Genomic DNA, 20448 nt, shown 5'->3' with positions numbered 1-20448 from the left:
TACCCCAACAAAACAAGGTGGCTTAACTAGAGCGGAATATCACTTATAAATACGCTTTTAGTTGTTCAAACAAGTGGAACCATCTCTGTTTTGGATCGGCGCTCAATCTGAATGTTCACTTCCACATGCTGTTTCTCGACGGTGTGTATGTCGAGCAATCCCACGGCTCAGCGCGTTTCCGCTGGGTCAAGGCGCCGACCAGCCCAGAGCTCACCCAGCTGACGCACACCATCGCCCACCGGGTGGGTCGCTATCTGGAACGGCAAGGCCTGCTGGAACGGGATGTCGAAAACAGCTATCTGGCCTCGGATGCGGTGGATGACGACCCGATGACACCCCTGCTGGGGCACTCGATCACTTACCGTATCGCTGTCGGTTCACAGGCGGGGCGAAAGGTGTTCACTTTGCAAACTCTGCCGACCAGTGGTGATCCGTTCGGTGACGGGATTGGCAAGGTAGCCGGGTCCAGCCTGCACGCCGGCGTGGCGGCCAGGGCCGATGAACGCAAGAAGCTCGAACGGCTGTGCCGGTACATCAGCCGCCCGGCGGTATCCGAGAAGCGGCTGTCGTTAACACGAGGCGGCAACGTGCGCTACCAGCTCAAGACGCCGTACCGGGACGGCACCACGCACGTCATTTTCGAACCATTGGATTTCATTGCAAGGCTGGCCGCCCTGGTACCGAAGCCCAGAGTCAACCTAACCCGCTTCCACGGGGTGTTCGCACCCAACAGTCGGCACCGGGCGTTGGTCACGCCGGCAAAACGGGGCAGGGGCAACAAGGTCAGGGTGGCTGATGAACCGGCAACACCAGCACAACGGCGAGCGTCGATGACATGGGCGCAACGGCTCAAGCGTGTTTTCAATATCGACATCGAGACCTGCAGCGGCTGCGGCGGCGCCATGAAAGTCATCGCCTGCATTGAAGACCCTATAGTGATCAAGCAGATCCTTGATCACCTGAAGCACAAAGCCGAAACCAGCGGGACCAGGGCGTTACCCGAAAGCCGGGCGCCACCGGCTGAGCTGCTCCTGGGTCTGTTTGACTGACGAGCCTGAAGGCCAACGATACCAATCAAAATGCTGCGTTCACAGCGCCGCGGCAGGGATCCGCCGTGCTGGTTGTCGGAAAAGGAGCCGCTAGTGGGAAAGAGGAGGGTAAATTTTCAGCGTTGCTGGCTCCCCGTCAGCCGGATTGGGTTGCATCGCAGGGGTGTCGAAAGAGTCAACTGCGGTCCAAAGCTGTTGGACTTGGGTGAAAAGGGCGTTTATTCTTCCTATACGTCGATCGATTGAATGAAGGACATATACAATCATTTCTCCGACATTTGGTTATGGAGCGAAAAGTTTCAATATCTTATCAAAACCAGGCAATCAATGCGATTAAGTTTTATTACGAACGTGTTTTGGGTGGACAACGGAAAACATATTTCATCGAAAGACCAAAAAAAGAAAAAACACTTCCTGTTGTGATGAGTGAAGAAGAAACCATTCGGGTACTACGCGCTATTGAAAACGTGAAACACAAGGCTATTCTGATGACTATTTATTCGGCAGGTTTGCGCATTTCTGAATGTATAAACCTGAAAATAAAAGACATTGACTCCAAGCGCATGCAAATTCGTATAGAACAGTCAAAAGGAAAAAGAGATCGTTATACCATTTTATCTGAGAAAACATTAATTATTTTAAGAACATACTTTATGGAATATAAACCAAAAGATTATTTATTTGAAGGTCAAAAAGGTGGCGCATACTCAAGCCGAAGTATTCAAAACATTTTTAAAGCAGCTGTTTTAAAAGCAAAGATTCAAAAGGAAGTTACTGTACATACCTTACGACATAGCTTTGCAACGCATTTGCTTGAGAATGGTACGAGTTTACGTTATATTCAATCGTTGTTAGGTCATTCAAGCAGTAAAACAACTGAGGTTTATACACATATTACCACCAAGGGAATGGAACAATTAAAAAGTCCGATGGATTTGTTAGATATATAGAAAGGATTTGTATATTTGAGCAAAACTTAACAAAAAGCACTATGAATATAAATCCTTTTGAGAGAGTAGAAACGAACGGTAAACGGTTGAAAACGGATTTGTCACTGATAATGAAAGGTTTAGCAAAATAAGATATAGTGGATATATACGCCATTTGGCGTATAGCCACTTGTTATGTGCCATTTTTGAATGACAATGCGAATAGATACAGACAAACAAATGAATTTACTTAGTGATAAGAACGTTGCAATAATTGGTGGTGGACCCGTTGGACTGACTATGGCAAAATTATTACAGCAAAACGGCATAGACGTTTCAGTTTACGAAAGAGACAACGACCGAGAGGCAAGAATTTTTGGTGGAACCCTTGACCTACACAAAGGTTCAGGTCAGGAAGCAATGAAAAAAGCGGGATTGTTACAAACTTATTATGACTTAGCCTTACCAATGGGTGTAAATATTGCTGATGAAAAAGGCAATATTTTATCCACAAAAAATGTAAAGCCCGAAAATCGATTTGACAATCCTGAAATAAACAGAAATGACTTAAGGGCTATCTTGTTGAATAGTTTAGAAAACGACACGGTTATTTGGGATAGAAAACTTGTTATGCTTGAACCTGGTAAGAAGAAGTGGACACTAACTTTTGAGAATAAACCGAGTGAAACAGCAGATTTGGTTATTCTTGCCAATGGTGGAATGTCGAAAATAAGGAGCTTTGTTACCGACACGCAAGTTGAAGAAACCGGTACTTTCAACATCCAAGCTGATATTCTTCAACCGGAAATAAACTGTCCCGGATTTTTTCAGCTATGCAACGGCAACCGATTAATGGCGGGACATCAGGGCATTTTATTGTTTGCCAATCCCAATAATAATGGTGCATTGTATTTAGGAATTAGTTTTAAAACGCCCGATGAATGGAAAAATAAAATTCCCTTAGATTTTCAGGACAGAAACAGCGTTGCCGATTTTTTATTGAAAAGATTTTCCAAATGGAGTGAAGTTTACAAACAATTAATACGTTCGGTATCAACATTTCAATGCTTGCCCACAAGGAAATTTCCTTTGAACAATGATTGGAAAAGTAACCGTCCATTACCCATAACAATGATTGGCGATGCTGCTCATTTGATGTCGCCTTTTGCAGGACAGGGTGTAAATACGGGATTATTGGATGCTTTGATATTGTCTGAAAACCTTACAAACGGAGAATTTACAAGTATTGAAAATGCCATCGAAAACTACGAACAACAAATGTTTGTTTATGCAAAAGATACGCAGGACGAATCGACAGAAAACGAAACCGAAATGTTTAGTCCCAATTTTTCGTTTCAAAAATTATTGAATCTATAAACAGTAAGAAAAAACGGCTACTAACAAGCAGTTTTGCAATAGTGGGGCAGAAGTGCAAAATTGAACTTGTGTGCTTCTATCAACTTTTGTACATTAGCTGCCAGTTTAAGATGGGTGCATTTGAGTATGCCCAAAGGAGCCCGCAAGTATGCGCAGGACGAAGCCAGTAGCCGCGCCGATGGTGGCGCGGGTCTATCTGCGCGTCAGCACCGACGCGCAGGACTTGGAACGCCAAGAGGCGATCACTACGGCCGCGAAGGCCGCCGGCTACTACGTCGCCGGCATCTACCGTGAGAAGGCATCCGGCGCACGCGCCGACCGGCCTGAGCTGCTGCGCATGATCGGCGACCTACAGCCCGGCGAGGTGGTCATTGCCGAGAAGATCGACCGCATCAGCCGCCTACCTTTGCCCGAGGCCGAGCGCCTGGTGGCCTCGATACAGGCCAAAGGCGCACGCCTGGCCGTCCCTGGCGTGGTCGATCTATCCGACCTGGCGGCCGAGGCCCAGGGCGTCGCCAAGATCGTGCTGGAAGCCGTGCAGATCATGCTTTTTCGCCTGGCCTTGCAGATGGCCCGCGACGACTACGAGGACAGGCGCGAACGCCAGCGCCAAGGCATTGAGTTGGCCCGCCAGGCCGGGCGGTACAAGGGCCGCCGTGCTGATCCGAAGCGCCGCGCCCAAGTTGTCGCGCTGCGCAAGTCCGGCTACAGCATCAACAAGACCGCCGAGCTGGCCGGGTACAGTGCGGCCCAGGTGAAACGGATATGGGCCGAGGTCAGCCAGGCCGAAGCGAAGCAGCACGGCGCGTTCGTGGAGGACGCATTGACGGAAGCCGATGCCCTGGCCGCTGTCGGCCAGGATGAGCGCCAGGAGGAAAGGGCATGAAGAAGCCGAACCAAGACGACGAGCCGTTTTTCATCACCGAGGAGATTGCGGCCGAAATGATCGCCGGCGGCTATGAGTTCGAGCTGCCGCCCATTCCTTGCACCATCCGCCTACGCGACGTGCTGGAGCGCATGACCGATGCTGAGCTAGCATTGCAGCCGGGCGAGATCGCCGACCAGGAGCGTGAACGCTGCCGGCGCAAGCCGTGTTCAACCTCATGATCTGGTCATGGTATTTTTCATGGCACTGAGCCTGATAGTTCTTGCAAATTGTTGTCACTAAAGGGTTTTGTGTGCTTGTTTACAATCGAGTGGGAGTGACGGGCACTGGCTGGCAATGTCTAGCAACGGCAGGCATTTCGGCTGAGGGTAAAAGAACTTTCCGCTAAGCGATAGACTGTATGTAAACACAGTATTGCAAGGACGCGGAACATGCCTCATGTGGCGGCCAGGACGGCCAGCCGGGATCGGGATACTGGTCGTTACCAGAGCCACCGACCCGAGCAAACCCTTCTCTATCAGATCGTTGACGAGTATTACCCGGCATTCGCTGCGCTTATGGCAGAGCAGGGAAAGGAATTGCCGGGCTATGTGCAACGGGAATTTGAAGAATTTCTCCAATGCGGGCGGCTGGAGCATGGCTTTCTACGGGTTCGCTGCGAGTCTTGCCACGCCGAGCACCTGGTCGCTTTCAGCTGTAAGCGTCGCGGTTTCTGCCCGAGCTGTGGGGCGCGGCGGATGGCCGAAAGTGCCGCCTTGCTGGTTGATGAAGTACTGCCTGAACAACCCATGCGTCAGTGGGTGTTGAGCTTCCCGTTTCAGCTGCGTTTCCTGTTTGCCAGCCGGCCCGAGATCATGGGGTGGGTGCTGGGCATCGTTTACCGCGTCATTGCCACGCACCTGGTCAAGAAAGCGGGCCATACCCACCAAGTGGCCAAGACGGGCGCGGTCACCCTGATCCAGCGTTTTGGATCGGCGCTCAATCTGAATGTTCACTTCCACATGCTGTTTCTCGACGGTGTGTATGTCGAGCAATCCCACGGCTCAGCGCGTTTCCGCTGGGTCAAGGCGCCGACCAGCCCAGAGCTCACCCAGCTGACGCACACCATCGCCCACCGGGTGGGTCGCTATCTGGAACGGCAAGGCCTGCTGGAACGGGATGTCGAAAACAGCTATCTGGCCTCGGATGCGGTGGATGACGACCCGATGACACCCCTGCTGGGGCACTCGATCACTTACCGTATCGCTGTCGGTTCACAGGCGGGGCGAAAGGTGTTCACTTTGCAAACTCTGCCGACCAGTGGTGATCCGTTCGGTGACGGGATTGGCAAGGTAGCCGGGTCCAGCCTGCACGCCGGCGTGGCGGCCAGGGCCGATGAACGCAAGAAGCTCGAACGGCTGTGCCGGTACATCAGCCGCCCGGCGGTATCCGAGAAGCGGCTGTCGTTAACACGAGGCGGCAACGTGCGCTACCAGCTCAAGACGCCGTACCGGGACGGCACCACGCACGTCATTTTCGAACCATTGGATTTCATTGCAAGGCTGGCCGCCCTGGTACCGAAGCCCAGAGTCAACCTAACCCGCTTCCACGGGGTGTTCGCACCCAACAGTCGGCACCGGGCGTTGGTCACGCCGGCAAAACGGGGCAGGGGCAACAAGGTCAGGGTGGCTGATGAACCGGCAACACCAGCACAACGGCGAGCGTCGATGACATGGGCGCAACGGCTCAAGCGTGTTTTCAATATCGACATCGAGACCTGCAGCGGCTGCGGCGGCGCCATGAAAGTCATCGCCTGCATTGAAGACCCTATAGTGATCAAGCAGATCCTTGATCACCTGAAGCACAAAGCCGAAACCAGCGGGACCAGGGCGTTACCCGAAAGCCGGGCGCCACCGGCTGAGCTGCTCCTGGGTCTGTTTGACTGACGAGCCTGAAGGCCAACGATACCAATCAAAATGCTGCGTTCACAGCGCCGCGGCAGGGATCCGCCGTGCTGGTTGTCGGAAAAGGAGCCGCTAGTGGGAAAGAGGAGGGTAAATTTTCAGCGTTGCTGGCTCCCCGTCAGCCGGATTGGGTTGCATCGCAGGGGTGTCGAAAGAGTCAACTGCGGTCCAAAGCTGTTGGACTTGGGTGAAAAGGGCGTTTATTCTTCCTATACGTTGTCGGCAGCGGGCCAAAAAGGAATACGTCCATGCCCATCGAGGTGAAACCGGCTGTGAGCGCGGGTTCAAGCATATAGCCCGACAGGCGCGTATCCTTGCCGATCACGACACGATGGCGGTGGTCACCGCGACGAAAGACACGGCCAGCCGCCATGCCGACGCGCAAGGCGGTTTCCGCCGTCATCGCGCCTTCGTTGGCTTTGCCACGAATACCGTCTGTGCCGAAATATTTGCGCACCATAAGGTCGATTATCCTGTCGTCGGGTCGCCCTCAAAGGGGACATGCCTGCTGAACCGCGAATATAGAGAAATATCCCGAATGTGCAGTTAACGAATTCTTGCGGTTTCTTTCAGCGCCGCCAATACCGCCAGCCCGTCGCGCAAGGGGCGCGGCTCGTGTGTGCGGATGAAGTCAGCTCCACCTGCGGCGGCGGCAAGCTCTGCAGCGAGTGTCGCGGCCCCGACATCCCCCGGACCACGGCCTGTGAGCGCGCGCAGAAAGGATTTGCGCGAAACAGACAGAAGCACCGGCAAATCGAAGCGCAGCCGCAATTCATCGAACCGCGCCAGCACCGAGAGCGAGGTTTCGGGAGCAGCCCCCAGAAAAAACCCCATGCCGGGATCAAGGACAAGGCGGTTGCGTTTGATACCGGCACCCGTCAGCGCCGCGATGCGCGCGTCAAAGAACGCCGCAATGTGATCCATGATGTCGCCAGCGGGTGCCTCGCGCCGATCTGCCTGCCCGTCTTGCACCGAATGCATAACGACGAGTTTGGCAGATGATTTCGCCAATTGCGGATAGAACGCAGCGTCTGGAAAACCGCGAATATCATTGAGATAGGCCACACCACGCGACAAGGCATAGGCTTGCGTCGCGGGTTGATAACTGTCGAGCGAGACGGGAATGCCATCTGCCTTGAGCGCGTCCAGCACCGGCGCGATACGCGCGATTTCTGTGTCGGACGAAACAGGCGCGGCGTCGGGATTGCTGGATGCCGGACCGAGGTCGATCACATCTGCCCCCTCGGCCATCAGCTTACGCGCCTGCGCAATGGCTGCGTCTGGCGCCAGATACCGGCCTCCATCGGAGAAACTGTCCGAGGTTATGTTGACGATGCCGAAAATGATGAGCGATTTATTCATGGGGGCTTCTATAATAATAATAATCGAGCATGAGTCTCATACGGATGCTCGGGTCGAAAGGGAATCCCCAGGCGAGTAACCTGTTTGCGGTGATCCATTAGCTGCAGGAGCAGAATAGCATACATCTGGAAGCAAAGCCAGGAAAGCGGCCTATGGAGCTGTGCGGCAGCGCTCAGTAGGCAATTTTTCAAAATATTGTTAAGCCTTTTCTGAGCATGGTATTTTTCATGGTATTACCAATTAGCAGGAAAATAAGCCATTGAATATAAAAGATAAAAATGTCTTGTTTACAATATTGTGGGTAATATTAACCAAAGTGTTGAATCCTTGGTGAAGACTAGCCACTTATTGGCTCCTTTTCCTGAAGCCATGATCGATTCAGCATTCTTTGATCGCTTTCATGCCTATATCCCGGGTTGGGAAATTCCGAAAATGCGCCCGGAATTCTTTACCAACCGTTATGGCTTGATCGTTGATTATCTGGCTGAGTTCTTCCGGGAAATGCGTAAGCGTAGTTTTGCGGATGCCATTGAGAAGTACTTTAAGCTAGGGAATAACCTGAATCAGCGTGATGTGATTGCCGTTCGCAAGACGGTTTCTGGATTGATGAAGCTGCTCTACCCACATGGTCAATTTAACAAAGAAGATGTACGGCAATGCCTGGAATATGCGCTGCAGGTGCGCCGTCGGGTCAAAGAACAGCTGAAAAAAATTGGGGGGATGGAATTCTATGATGTGCATTTTAGCTATATCGACAATGACACCCTAGAAGAGCATTTTGTTTCGGTAAAAGAGCAGGGTGGAGGTGGACTTATTCCCGAAGGTCCTGCTAAACCAGGCTTCCTGTATACCATTGGCCTCAGTAATAAGGGCATGCCAGGCTTATACCGCTTAGAACTTCAAGTCACTAAAGGTTCAGGAAAATTGGCGACATCTGGCTTATGGAATTCAAGTAGTGCCAAAGAACAGGTCAAGATTGCTTTTGATTACTTCAAGGCCAATGCATCCCGGATCTCGGGGGGCAGTAAGGTGCTGGAACATGATTTCCACTTACATGTGGTGGAATTACAGAATACCGGCCCGCTCAGCCATCTTGCTCTGCCAAGTTTAGTGGCTTTCGCTTCTGGCCTCTTAGGACGATCGGTACAAAGTCAGATGGTGGTACTGGGTGATATGAGCTTGGGTGGTTCAGTGACACCGGTGGAAAGTATTGCCGAATGTCTGCAAGTTGCTTTTGATGCGGGTGCCAAGAAGGTTGCTTTACCAATGAGTAGTGCGGCAGATATCCCAACGATTCCTGTGGAACTGTTTACCAAGTTCCAGACCAGCTTTTATGCAGATCCGGTGGATGCGGTGTTTAAAGGGTTAGGGGTGGATTAATTTCATATCTGTCTGGAAGAGTTACAGTAGATTGTTTTAAATTCAGTTTCTCAAGTTAAACACCATGTTGTAAAAGCATAATACTGCCTCTTTTAAAGAGCTAGTATTTTAGGGGGGATTACCCTTCATTTTTTTTGATCAGATATCTGTTGTACTTTGACAGGATTTTGTTGATCTAAATATTTTTGATACCAAACACGCAATGTTTCAGGAGTACAACCGATTTTAGGATCAATAGCTGTGATTGCTGCCCAAGTAGAAGGATAATCTTTTTCAGATTCAATCAATAATTGAACCGCTCTTTCTCTGATTTCAGGGGGCAATTTTACTTTGCCATTTGTAAGGTAAAAGGGGTCAATTTTAGAATGCCGTTGACAATGTATCGCCTTTTGAGTTTGAAGCAATGTACAATGATAAGATTAACCCGTTAGGTCAGGTGGCCTAACTTAAATAAAAAGTCTCCGACAAACCCGGTACGGTTCACTATCTATTGTTATTCTTACCTGAAATTGATGTGAGCTTATAGAGACAAGGTAAATTTGCAAAAGTGCCGGCTATTCAGTGTTCATTGAATGTTTAATTTAATTTATTAAGCTTGACCTTGGAGTGGCTCTAAGCCTTATACTTGGTACAAATTTTTCGATTGTTATGATGATGCGTTCTACTACATGGATTACAGTCTTGGTTGGATTGTTCATGTTCCAAAGCTTTTGGAATGTGGCGGCGGCCTTTTGTGTCCATGAACAACAGCCTCAATCACAGCAGAGTTATCATTTTGGTCATCACCAAAATACCTTGTGTGCCAGCGATAGTCGTCAACACGATCATAATGGACAGTCAGAAAACATAAAAACATTCAGTAGCGATTTAGAAATCGGTGAAGATCATCAAGATCATCTACCATCGATGACGCATTTGATTGTACAAAATGAAAAAGTAGATGTGTTTCATCCAAGCTCTGAAGTTAAAGTGAATCCACAATTTCATTGGAAAAACAGCTATCAGGCTCCTGACCTGTTTCAACAAAGCCCACCTCCCGAATTTTCCCCGCTCATGGTGGGGTAGCCTAAAACATTCCCACCACTTTTATTATTTAAATAAGTGGGAAAAATCATGTCTTCACAATCAATTATACTCTTGCGTCATAGCTTGGTTGCTTGTATATGTGCAGCGGCTATGCAATATAGCTATGCTGAAAACGTTACCAGCTTTGAATCCGCTTTAGCAAAAGTACAAAGTTACCAGACTCAAGACAAGCTGTGGCAACAAGTTCAGCAAATATCTGAATTGAATATTCAGCAAAGTCGGTTATGGCAGAATCCAAGTATAAGTTTAGAACAGTCTGGCTTTGGCTCAGGTCAAGAACAGGAATTCAATGTTGGCGTTAGTCAACCTCTAGATCTATTTGGTCAGCGTAAGCTGAACCGGGTGATTGCCAATACCTCGAATCAACAAATCCAATTGCAACAGCAATTATGGAAGGCACAAAGCCAACTGATTGTTAAATTTGCATGGTCGCAATTTGCACTTGCTGAGGTTGAGCAGTCTGCTTATTCAGTACAGTTAAAAACAAGTAAAGCCAATCTGGACAGTGCCCAGAAACGCTATCAGGCAGGCAGTATTGCCCTGGTTGATTTTGAGCGTACCCAAATTGAAGCGCTAGAAATCCAACGACTTTATCAGCAAGCGATGCTGAATAAACAAGCTGCCGGTCGTCAGCTGTCTAATTTGTGGGGGGGAGAAACATCTTCACATCTTCAATTGAATAAAACCGCTATCCCTTGGCCAGAGCAAAGTCTCCAAACTGTGCAACGGTATATTGCTGAAGGGTGGCTAGAAAAATTCTATGCCTTGAACATTCAGCAATCGGATCATCAAATTGAAAATTTAAGAATTCAGGCACGTCCCAATCCGACTTTAAATGTAGGCATGAAACGTAGCAAAACCCCTAATGAAAGCAACGATACGACTTTGGCAATCGGCGTGGCTATTCCACTGAATATTTTCAACCGCCAGCAATATGCGATCCCGATGGTCCAGCAACAGCAAATATTGCTGAACCAACAGCAGCAGCGTGAGCTGAAGCAACAAATACTCAATATTGCCAACAGCGTGCATCAGCTCAAAGGTTTACGTAGCCAGTTCGATGCCACAACAGCACAAGTTACTTTGGCGACCAAAGTTCAGAGCCGTACTTTACAAGGGTTTCAGGCAGGGAAACTGTCCATTACCGACGTTCAGCAAGCAACCACCCAACTGCAGAATCTTCGATTGGGTCAATTACAAATTCTACGTCAAGCTTGGCAAACTGCCCTCGCAGCTGAGGCACTCAGTATTGGCACAAGTTATGAAGAAATTAGCCGTTCGGATGCCTATACACAACTGAATAAAAAGGCAGTCGAAGCATCGCAAAATTTAATCAATGGGGGAGCACGATAAAATGAACGCCAAGCAAAACGGAAAAATATCCCAGTCTCTCATGATTGCAATTTTGATTCTGATTACGGTCTTGGTCAGTCTGGTTATTTGGTTAAGTTCAAAAAAAACTGAATCTGAGGGGCATGGTCATGATGAGGGAAATGCCGAACATTCTGATGAAGATAGTTCTGAAGAAGGACATGCTGAAGAAGGCGAAATACAACTGACCAGCCAACAAATGGTTGAACAAGGTTTAAAAGTTGCTGTTGCATCCACAGGATTGGTTGAAAAGCTGACAACCCTGCCAGGTAAATTGGTGGTGAATACCGATCAACAAGCGCATATATCGCCTAATTTTAGTGGTCATGTCGAGCAGGTCAATGTGGCTTTAGGACAGAGCGTGCAAAAAGGACAAACGCTGGCTGTACTAATCGTGCCTGAACTGATCGACCAACAGGCAAATCTGCGTATGGCACAGGTGAATCTGGATTTGGCCCGTAAAGATTACCAGCGCGAACAGCAACTCTGGTCACAGGGGATTTCTGCCAAACAGGATTACCAGCGTGCCGAAAATGCCTACCGTCAAGCGCAGATTACTGTCCAGTCCTCACAAGCACGTTTAAATGCATTAGGTGCAAGTGGCAATAACAATGGGCGTTTTCTGATTAAAGCACCGATCTCTGGGGTGATCAGTCAAAAAGATATTGTGGTCGGTGAAAATGTGCAACTGGCTAATCAGCTCTTTGTCATTGAACAGCTGAAAGATTTATGGCTTGAGTTTAATTTGCCGAATCAATTCTCAGGTCAACTGCAAGCCGGGCAAAAAATTGACTTTAAAGTGAATGATTCAGATCAAATCTATAAAGCTACTGTACAAAGCTTAACCTCTCAGGCAGATGTACAAACAGGGCGTCTGGTGGTGCGCGCAAAACTCGATGCGCAAGCTACTGAGTTGCGTTCTAATGTGTTAGTGAGAGTGTTGATTCCGGAAGCTACAGCAAAATCAGCCCTTCGGATTCAAAAGTCTGCGCTGCAAAGTATTGAAGGTGAAGACAGTATTTTCATCGTAGATTCAGAACAAAAAGGTCAAGTCCACTTAAAAGCACAGAAAGTGCAATTGGGGCAGGCTTCAAGTGATGGACAATGGCTTGAAGTGATTTCTGGGCTGACTGAAGGGCAGAAGTATATCGCTCAAGGCAGTTTCTTGTTGAAATCTGAATTAGAAAAAGACGAGGCAGGCCATGAACATTAATTCTGATCTGCCAAAACCAGAAGGTTTATTCGAACGAATCATTCAGTTTTCCATACAAAATGCGATTTGGGTGTTGCTCTTTGTCTGTACCTGGATTGCGGTCGGGGTGTATAGCTATCAGAAACTCCCGATTGATGCTGTACCCGATATTACCAATACCCAAGTCCAGATTAATACTCAAGCCAAGGGTTTTACTGCGCTTGAAGTCGAACAGCGGATTACCTATCCCATTGAAAATGCCATGGCTGGCATTCCGGATCTGGAGCTTACCCGTTCCATATCCCGTTATGGACTCTCTCAAGTCACCATTGTCTTTAAAGATGGGACTGATATTTATTGGGCCCGTCAGCAGATTAACCAACGGATACAGGAGGCGCAATCTGAGTTGCCTGCACAAATCGCACCGACGATGTCCCCCGTTTCTACGGGTCTCGGTGAGATTTATCAATGGGTACTGAAGGCAGATCCGAATGCGAAAAAGCCGGATGGAACTGCATACACGCCGATGGATTTGCGTGAGATTCAGGACTGGATTGTGCGTCCTCAACTGCAACGTGTTAAGGGAGTTGCAGAGGTCAACAGTATTGGTGGTTTTGAAAAAACCTATGTGGTCTCTCCCGATTTAAACCGGATGCAGCAACTGAATATCTCATTAGAACAACTGCAACAGGCTTTAGCGCAAAATAATGAGAACCGAGGTGCAGGTTATATTGAAGACAATGGTCAGCAATTGACGGTACGTGTACCGGGTACATTCAATGGGCTTTCTGATATTGAGAACACCATGCTGGGTAGCCCAAATGGCAGCCCAATTCGGGTTGGTGATATTGCGCAAGTCTCTATTGGGCATGATTTAAGAACCGGTGGGGCAACCTATAACGGCAAAGAAACCGTTTTAGGGATTGCCATGATGGCGATGGGTGGAAATAGCCGGACTGTTTCTAAAGCTGTGGATGCCAAGCTTCAAGATATTCAGAATAGTTTGCCTAAAGGGGTAGTGATTGAAACGGTGTACGACCGTACTACCTTGGTTGAGAAGGCGATTAAAACCGTTCAGAAAAACTTGGTAGAGGGAGCAATCCTGGTCATCATCATTCTGTTCCTGTTTTTAGGGAATATCCGTGCTGCCTTGATTACTGCCTGTGTCATTCCACTCTCTATGCTGTTTACCTTAACCGGGATGGCACAGAAAAATATCAGTGCCAATCTGATGAGTTTAGGTGCACTCGATTTCGGCATCATTGTCGATGGTGCTGTGGTGATTGTCGAAAACTGTATCCGGCGTTTAGCCCATACACAGCAACTGTTAAAACGACCTCTCACACAAAGTGAACGCTTTAAGGAAGTTTTTCTGGCTGCCCGCCAAGCACGTCGTCCTCTTATTTTTGGTCAGCTTATTATTTTGGTGGTGTATTTGCCGATTTTTGCTTTAAGTGGTGTAGAAGCAAAACTATTTCATCCGATGGCTTTAACCGTTGTTCTCGCACTGGTGGCAGCTATTATTTTATCGATCACCTTTGTGCCCGCTGCAGTTGCTTTATGGGTTAAAGGGGAGATCAAAGAAACGGAAAGCCGTTGGATGATCTGGCTCAAAACCCGATATCAACAGATATTGGATGGAGCCTATCATTACAAAGCGGTGGTTTTAACTTTTGCCATTTGTCTCCTGGTCATTACGGGTCTGCTCAGCACGAAGATTGGCAGTGAGTTTGCACCCCAGCTGAGTGAAGGTGATTTTGCGGTACAGCAATTACGTTCTCCAAGCACAGGCTTGGAAGAGTCTTTACGTATTCAGGAAAATACCGAAAAGCTTTTACTGAAAAACTTTCCCGAAATTAAAGCTATATTTGCCCGTACCGGGACTGCTGAAGTGGCGACAGATGTGATGCCACCGAATATTTCCGATGGTTATATCATGCTGAAACCACGTGAGGAATGGCCAGATTCAAAAGAAAGCCTAGATGCACTTCGAACCCGAATGGAAGCTTATCTTGCGACAATTCCCGGCAATAACAGTGAGTTTTCTCAGCCTATTGAGCTACGTTTTAATGAACTGATTTCAGGTATACGCAGTGATGTGGGGGTGAAGGTTTTTGGTGATGACATGCAGGTTTTGAATACTGAGGCTGCAAAAATCGCGAAAATCATTCAGCAAGTCGCAGGTAGCAGTGCGGTGAAAGTTGAACAAACTTCGGGTCTGCCTTTACTCAATGTAGAGATTGATAAAGCTTTAGCTGCCCAGTATGGCTTGAGTGTGAAATCTATTCAGGATGTGGTGGCTGCAAGTATTGGTGGACAAAGCGTGGGAGAGATTTTAGAAGGCGATCGTCGTTTTGATTTTGTTATCCGTCTTGGAGAGCAAGACCGTAGTGTCGCATCTGTTTCCCAGTTACCTATTCAGCTTCCAAATGGTGGCAGTATTTTATTGTCGGATGTCGCGCAAGTCTCGACCATTGAAGGAATCAACCAAGTCAGTCGAGAAAATGGTAAACGCCGAGTTGTGGTTACAACGAATGTTGAAGGGCGTGATTTAGGGTCTTTTGTTTCTGATGTACAGACACAGCTCAAAGCATACACTTTGCCAAGTGGTTATTGGATAGAATATGGAGGTCAGTTTGAAAATTTGGCTTCAGCCAAAGCACGGATGCAAATCGTGATTCCACTGGCTTTAATCACTATCTTTATTTTACTGATGGCGGTCTTTCACAATGTCAAAGAAAGTCTATTGGTCTTTACCGGGGTACCCTTTGCCTTGACCGGTGGTGTGCTGTTCCTTTGGCTAAGGGATATTCCATTATCGATGTCAGCTGGAATTGGCTTTATTGCCTTATCTGGTGTTGCAGTCCTCAATGGACTGGTAATGCTGACCTTTATTAAGGAATTAAGGGACAAATATCCAGTGCATAAAGCCGTGTGGCAAGGGGCTATTTTGCGCTTAAGACCAGTGTTGATGACAGCTTGTGTGGCTTCACTGGGTTTTGTACCAATGGCGCTGGCAACCGGAACAGGGGCTGAGGTTCAACGGCCACTGGCAACCGTAGTGATTGGCGGGATTATCTCTTCAACATTACTAACTTTGGTGCTGTTACCCGTGCTTTATCGTTGGATAAATGAAAAGAAAGTTTCTTAATCCAATAGATTAGTCGATTTACAGCAGAGATATTGGCTGTTATCCAATATCTCTGCTCATCATAAATAGAATAAGGAAAATATTTTATGTCAGAACATCATGATCATGGCCATGCGGTTGTTACTGAAGAAAATAGTAAGAAGTTAATGGTTGCCTTAGGTTTAACGACTACTTTTTTAATAGTAGAAGTTGTCGCTGCTTTTATTACCCAAAGTTTGGCTTTGTTATCTGATGCAGCTCATATGTTTACTGATGTAGCCGCTTTAGCTATTGCTCTTGCCGCTATCAAAATTGGTAAAAAAGCCGCAGATGATAAAAGAACTTTTGGCTATCAGCGATTTGAAATTTTAGCGGCTCTGTTTAATGCGGTGATGCTTTTTGTGGTAGCAATATATATTGTATATGAAGCTTATCAACGTTTTACGAACCCTGCTGAAATTCAAAGTGTTGGAATGATGATTGTCGCGGTCATTGGTTTGGTCATAAATTTGATTTCAATGAAAATCCTTTCTGCTAGTGCTGAAGGAAGTCTAAATATAAAAGGTGCATATTTAGAAGTTCTTAGTGATGCTCTAGGATCGATAGGCGTGATTATCGGAGGAATAGTTATTTATTTTACCCAGTGGATGTGGGTTGATACCGTAATCGCTGTGTTAATTGGCTTCTGGGTCTTACCTCGAACTTGGATTTTATTAAAACAAAGTATTCATATTCTGCTTGAAGGAGTTCCTGATGAGATTGATATTGAGTCGTTAAGAAATGATTTATTGAAGCTAGAGGGCGTTGAAGGGATTCATCAGTTGAAAGTCTGGGCTATATCCTCAAGAAATATTCATTTAACTGCTCATTTGGTTGCTCCGAATAGCAATACAGATCAACTCTATCAAAAGGCCTTAGAAGTTCTAAAACATAATCATAATATTACTGAAATTACGTTACAAATAGAAAATACGAAATGTAATACATTGAACCAACATAAACACTAATTTGGACTTTAGTCTTCATATAGATGTTTTGTGTAACTTTAAAGTATACCCTAAAGTTACAATCTGAAAGTTCATGAAATTATGTATCATTTAAATGATTTTTAATCATAAGTAACATGTAACTTTAGTGTTAAAGAATTATAATTTACGAAATTGTTCATTTTTATCCAATTGGGGCGTGAAAAAGTGAAAGGCCAAAAAGTAGGGTATGTCCGGGTAAGTTCTGTCGAGCAAAACACTGGACGTCAACTTGAAGGAATTGAGGTCGACCGGATTTTTGTTGACCGTGCTTCAGGTAAAAATACTGACCGACCTAAATTTCAGGAAATGTTGAACTATGTCCGGGAAGGGGACAGGGTGATTGTACATTCAATGGATCGTTTTGCGCGAAGCCTAAAAGATTTGGTCACTGAAGTAGATAAACTGGTCAAACGAGGGATCGCCATCCAGTTTGTAAAAGAAAATATTACTTTTACAGCCGAATCCACCCCGATGGATAATTTGATGCTTCAAATGATGGGTGCTTTTGCACAGTTCGAACGTGAGATCATTTTAGAGCGGCAAAAGGAAGGAATAAAACTCGCCTCTGCTCAGGGGAAGTACAAAGGTCGGGTGCATAAACTAAAGCCTGACCAAGCTGAAGCTTTACGACAAGCATGGAAGGAGGGGACGTATCCATCGAAAATGGCATTAGGGAAAGCTTTTGGGATTAGTCGTCAGGCGGTATACCGATATTTACAAGTTAGTGAATAGCTTATTGGGATTAGCAACTAAATTTAGTTTAACTTATAAAAATCATGAAACACTGTTCGAATTTTAAGCGTGGAACGTGAAAAATCACAAAAAAAGCTCACCTTGGGGAAGGTGGGCTATCAACTAGAAACTACAGCATTGATTTCTAAGTGGAATTATAACACATTACGTATAAGGTGTATTATGTTAATTTTAGAAATTCTAAAAAAGGGATAGTTTTTAACTATCCCTTTATCTTGTAAAAATTATCTTAGTAATAATACTGGTTTTGTAGAACTTGATAACAATTTGGTCGTCGTACTACCAATAAAAAACTGGCGTATCTTTGAATGACCATATGCACCAATCACAATCATATCAATAACGTTTTTTTCTTGATAATCCAATATAGATTTCTCAACATCACCTTCAAGCACACTATCAATGACATCAAAACCATTATTTGCAAGTAGCTCTTTTGCCCAAGTGACTTGTGATGTCATATCACTATTTGGCTTACCAACATATACCACATGAGCTGTCAGGGTTTTTAATAAAGGGCTATTTGCAATTTTGTCTACACAAATACGTGCAGTAGGACTTCCATCAAAAGCAATTAAAAATGACTGAGGTGGACTAAACGGTGAGGATGTGATTAACACGGGTTTATGAAGAGCACGAACAACATTTTCAATATGGGTTCCAACTTTACTGGAATTGTGCTCGGTTTCAGTTCCATGCTTACCCATAACAAGAACTCGAATATCCTCTTCCATTCCCATGATTGTTTCTAAAAGACTGCCATGGCGTTGAAAGCTTTGAGCATCAATAGAGAACTTCTCCAATAGATAGTTTTTTGCTTCCCGAAGAAGAATTTGGCCATGCTCTAGCTCAATTTTCCCCTTACGTTCTTCCAGTTCAACCAACTCGTTTAGCAAGGTTTCTCGACTTCCTAGACCAATTGCACCACTTAAATCTTGTGGTGCTTTCGCTTTTGGCTTATCAATGACATGCAATAACTGAAGAGGTGAATTCAATTTATCGCTAAACCAAGCTGCATAATCACAAACGGTATTTGTTGCTAATGATCCATCAATACATGCAATAATTTTTGACATAATTCATCCCTCTTAGTGGCTATTTAAGCGATCTAAAGCATCTGGCTTATCATGGATACCAAACTTATCGACTAACGTTTTACTGGCTTCATTCATTCCAATCAGTTCGACTTCTGTTCCTTCACGTCTAAACTTAATGACCACTTTATCTACGGCAGCGACCGCAGACACATCCCAAAAGTGAGCCTGACTAACATCAATCACAACTTTTGAAAGTGCTTCTTTGAAATCAAATGCAGACGTAAATTTATCTGCCGAGCTGAAGAACACTTGACCCGTCACCGTATAAGTACGGGTACTTTCAGGTTCATTAAATTCGGACTGAATTGCCATGTAGCGTTCAATTTTGTTAGCAAAAAATAATGCAGAAAGAAGAACACCGACTAATACGCCATAAGCCAGGTTATGTGTGGCAACAACCACAACCACTGTCGCTATCATTACGATATTGCTAGAGAAGGGATATTGGCGAATATTGCGCAGTGAATCCCAGTTAAATGTTCCGATTGAAACCATGATCATTACGGCAACCAGTGCAGCCATTGGAATGACTTTGAGCCAGTCACTGATAAACACCACCATAATTAACAGGAAGACCCCCGCACTAAAGGTAGATAAACGGGTACGACCACCAGATTTCACATTAATAATTGATTGACCGATCATGGCACAGCCTGCCATTCCGCCTAAGAAGCCTGAAGCGACATTGGCAACGCCTTGTCCTTTACACTCACGGTTTTTATCACTGGTGGTATCTGTTAAATCGTCGACAATCGTTGCTGTCATCATAGATTCAAGCAAACCGACGGCTGCTAATCCCAGTGAATAAGGCAAAATAATAGCTAAAGTTTCAAGATTTAAAGGAATATCAGGAAGCAAGAAAATTGGAAGAGTATCTGGTAATTGCCCCATATCACCTACGGTTCTTACATCTAAACCAATGAACAAGGCAAAGAGCGTGAGGAGTACAATACAGATGAGGGGAGAGGGTAAAAGCTTGCCTATTACTGGGATATAGGGGAATAGATAAATAATGGCTAAACCACCAATTGTCATCGCATAGACATGCCATGTCACATTGGTGAGTTCAGGCAATTGGGCCATAAAAATTAGAATAGCCAAGGCATTCACAAAGCCAATCACAACCGACTTTGACACAAAGCGCATCAATGCACCTAATTTTAGATAGCCTGCTAGGATTTGAATAAATCCTGTCAAAATTGTGGCTGCTAATAAGTATTGCAGACCATGCTCTTTAACCAGTGTGACCATTAATAAAGCCATAGCACCAGTTGCAGCAGAAATCATCCCTGGACGACCGCCTACGAAAGAAATCACCACGGCAATACAGAATGAAGCATATAACCCTACCTTAGGGTCGACACCTGCAATAATTGAAAAGGCAATTGCTTCAGGAATTAGAGCCAAAGCAACAACAATACCCGCAAGAACATCCCCGCGAATATTGGAGAACCATTGTTCTCGAATAGTGGATAACATGAAAATAGCCTATTTTTTTAAATTTTAGGAAAGGCTAGTGATGTGATATATGACACACAAGCTACTACACCACATCACTAGACAGTGATGAGTTATTTACTGTTTTAAGAGATAAATAAACTTATGGTGGCGTAAGTGTCATATTAAGAAAGATATCTATTTTGGAGGGTTTCGGGGGCAATGATAGCAGTTAGGCCCTTTTCTATCCACCCTAACCGCAGTACTGAAGTAAAAGTAAGAATGATCATAGATAATTTTAGAATTGATTTATGTCCATTTAACATAATGGCTGTTATACGAAACAGAGAGTGTAACTCCAAAATAGAAATGTCCGGTTTCTCCAAAGTAAAAATGTCCGCTTTTAGAATATGCACTTTTGCAATTTC

16 protein-coding genes and 3 pseudogenes are annotated in these 20448 nt (G+C 45.9%); 13 read left to right on the top strand and 6 right to left on the bottom strand.

Translation table 11 applies throughout. The features are described 5' to 3' along the window. Positions 1-89: 89 nt before the first annotated feature. The 6 genes and pseudogenes from HHA42_RS11125 to HHA42_RS11095 all read left to right on the top strand — a co-directional run. A pseudogene (locus HHA42_RS11125) lies at positions 90-1049 on the top strand (IS91-like element ISVsa3 family transposase); the annotation flags it as partial. A 284-nt stretch (positions 1050-1333) separates the two neighbouring features. Further along, entirely contained in the window at positions 1334-1999 is a 666-nt protein-coding gene (locus tag HHA42_RS11115) for a tyrosine-type recombinase/integrase (RefSeq protein ID WP_015060916.1), read from the top strand. A 189-nt stretch (positions 2000-2188) separates the two neighbouring features. Continuing rightward, a complete protein-coding gene (locus HHA42_RS11110; protein WP_024160783.1) occupies positions 2189-3355 on the top strand; it encodes a tetracycline-inactivating monooxygenase Tet(X3) in 1167 nt (388 codons plus the stop codon). A 148-nt stretch (positions 3356-3503) separates the two neighbouring features. Then, positions 3504-4241, top strand: coding sequence for a recombinase family protein (locus HHA42_RS11105; RefSeq protein ID WP_001366550.1), 738 nt, complete (start codon positions 3504-3506; stop codon positions 4239-4241). Further along, a complete protein-coding gene (locus HHA42_RS11100) occupies positions 4238-4462 on the top strand; it encodes a hypothetical protein (protein WP_000743213.1) in 225 nt (74 codons plus the stop codon). The genes HHA42_RS11105 and HHA42_RS11100 overlap by 4 nt, the downstream gene beginning before the upstream one ends. A gap of 210 nt (positions 4463-4672) precedes the next feature. Beyond that, positions 4673-6166, top strand: coding sequence for an IS91-like element ISVsa3 family transposase (locus tag HHA42_RS11095; RefSeq protein WP_001120888.1), 1494 nt, complete (start codon positions 4673-4675; stop codon positions 6164-6166). 175 nt (positions 6167-6341) lie between these two features. Here the strand turns inward: HHA42_RS11095 and HHA42_RS11085 are convergent, their stop codons facing one another. Beyond that, positions 6342-6644 (bottom strand): phosphoglucosamine mutase, encoded by a 303-nt coding sequence (locus HHA42_RS11085; protein WP_000251875.1) that lies wholly within the window; start codon positions 6642-6644, stop codon positions 6342-6344. 86 nt (positions 6645-6730) lie between these two features. Next, on the bottom strand, positions 6731-7546 hold the full coding sequence (sul2, locus tag HHA42_RS11080; protein ID WP_001043260.1) for a sulfonamide-resistant dihydropteroate synthase Sul2: 816 nt from the start codon (positions 7544-7546) through the stop codon (positions 6731-6733). 282 nt (positions 7547-7828) lie between these two features. Here sul2 and HHA42_RS11070 point away from each other — a divergent pair. Continuing rightward, positions 7829-8926, top strand: a pseudogene (locus HHA42_RS11070) (BREX system Lon protease-like protein BrxL); the annotation flags it as partial. Positions 8927-9054: 128 nt separating this feature from the next. On the opposite strand, the pseudogene HHA42_RS11065 reads toward HHA42_RS11070, so the two are convergent. Continuing rightward, positions 9055-9285, bottom strand: a pseudogene (locus tag HHA42_RS11065) (hypothetical protein); the annotation flags it as partial. A 292-nt stretch (positions 9286-9577) separates the two neighbouring features. On the opposite strand from HHA42_RS11065, the gene HHA42_RS11060 reads away from it, so the two are divergent. The 6 genes from HHA42_RS11060 to HHA42_RS11035 all read left to right on the top strand — a co-directional run bounded on the left by HHA42_RS11060 (position 9578) and on the right by HHA42_RS11035 (position 17465). After that, complete coding sequence (locus HHA42_RS11060; protein ID WP_225530251.1) at positions 9578-9991, top strand: cation efflux protein, CzcI-like; 414 nt, start codon at positions 9578-9580, stop codon at positions 9989-9991. A gap of 48 nt (positions 9992-10039) precedes the next feature. Further along, positions 10040-11365: a TolC family protein gene (locus HHA42_RS11055; RefSeq protein ID WP_150378253.1), complete on the top strand. Its 1326-nt coding sequence runs from the start codon at positions 10040-10042 to the stop codon at positions 11363-11365. Position 11366: 1 nt separating this feature from the next. Further along, on the top strand, positions 11367-12596 hold the full coding sequence (locus HHA42_RS11050) for an efflux RND transporter periplasmic adaptor subunit (RefSeq protein WP_016658777.1): 1230 nt from the start codon (positions 11367-11369) through the stop codon (positions 12594-12596). Beyond that, positions 12586-15726: a CusA/CzcA family heavy metal efflux RND transporter gene (locus tag HHA42_RS11045; protein ID WP_096902762.1), complete on the top strand. Its 3141-nt coding sequence runs from the start codon at positions 12586-12588 to the stop codon at positions 15724-15726. Before HHA42_RS11050 ends, HHA42_RS11045 begins: the two co-directional genes overlap by 11 nt. A gap of 86 nt (positions 15727-15812) precedes the next feature. Further along, positions 15813-16712, top strand: a complete 900-nt coding sequence (locus HHA42_RS11040) for a cation diffusion facilitator family transporter (protein WP_150378254.1) — start codon at positions 15813-15815, stop codon at positions 16710-16712. A gap of 186 nt (positions 16713-16898) precedes the next feature. After that, complete coding sequence (locus tag HHA42_RS11035; RefSeq protein WP_120376091.1) at positions 16899-17465, top strand: recombinase family protein; 567 nt, start codon at positions 16899-16901, stop codon at positions 17463-17465. A 245-nt stretch (positions 17466-17710) separates the two neighbouring features. On the opposite strand, the gene HHA42_RS11030 is transcribed toward HHA42_RS11035, so the two are convergent. The 3 genes from HHA42_RS11030 to HHA42_RS13475 all read right to left on the bottom strand — a co-directional run. After that, a complete protein-coding gene (locus HHA42_RS11030; protein ID WP_002115246.1) occupies positions 17711-18562 on the bottom strand; it encodes a universal stress protein in 852 nt (283 codons plus the stop codon). Positions 18563-18574: 12 nt separating this feature from the next. Beyond that, a complete protein-coding gene (locus HHA42_RS11025; RefSeq protein ID WP_005146104.1) occupies positions 18575-20062 on the bottom strand; it encodes a SulP family inorganic anion transporter in 1488 nt (495 codons plus the stop codon). A gap of 143 nt (positions 20063-20205) precedes the next feature. After that, the coding region (locus tag HHA42_RS13475; RefSeq protein ID WP_216076810.1) for a hypothetical protein at positions 20206-20448 on the bottom strand (243 nt) is incomplete at its 5' end.

The sequence above is a fragment of the Acinetobacter sp. A3 genome (assembly GCF_012371415.1).
GTDB lineage: Bacteria > Pseudomonadota > Gammaproteobacteria > Pseudomonadales > Moraxellaceae > Acinetobacter.
The sequence above is the reverse complement of the archived record's forward strand: the minus strand, read 5'-3'. Positions and strand labels throughout refer to the sequence as shown.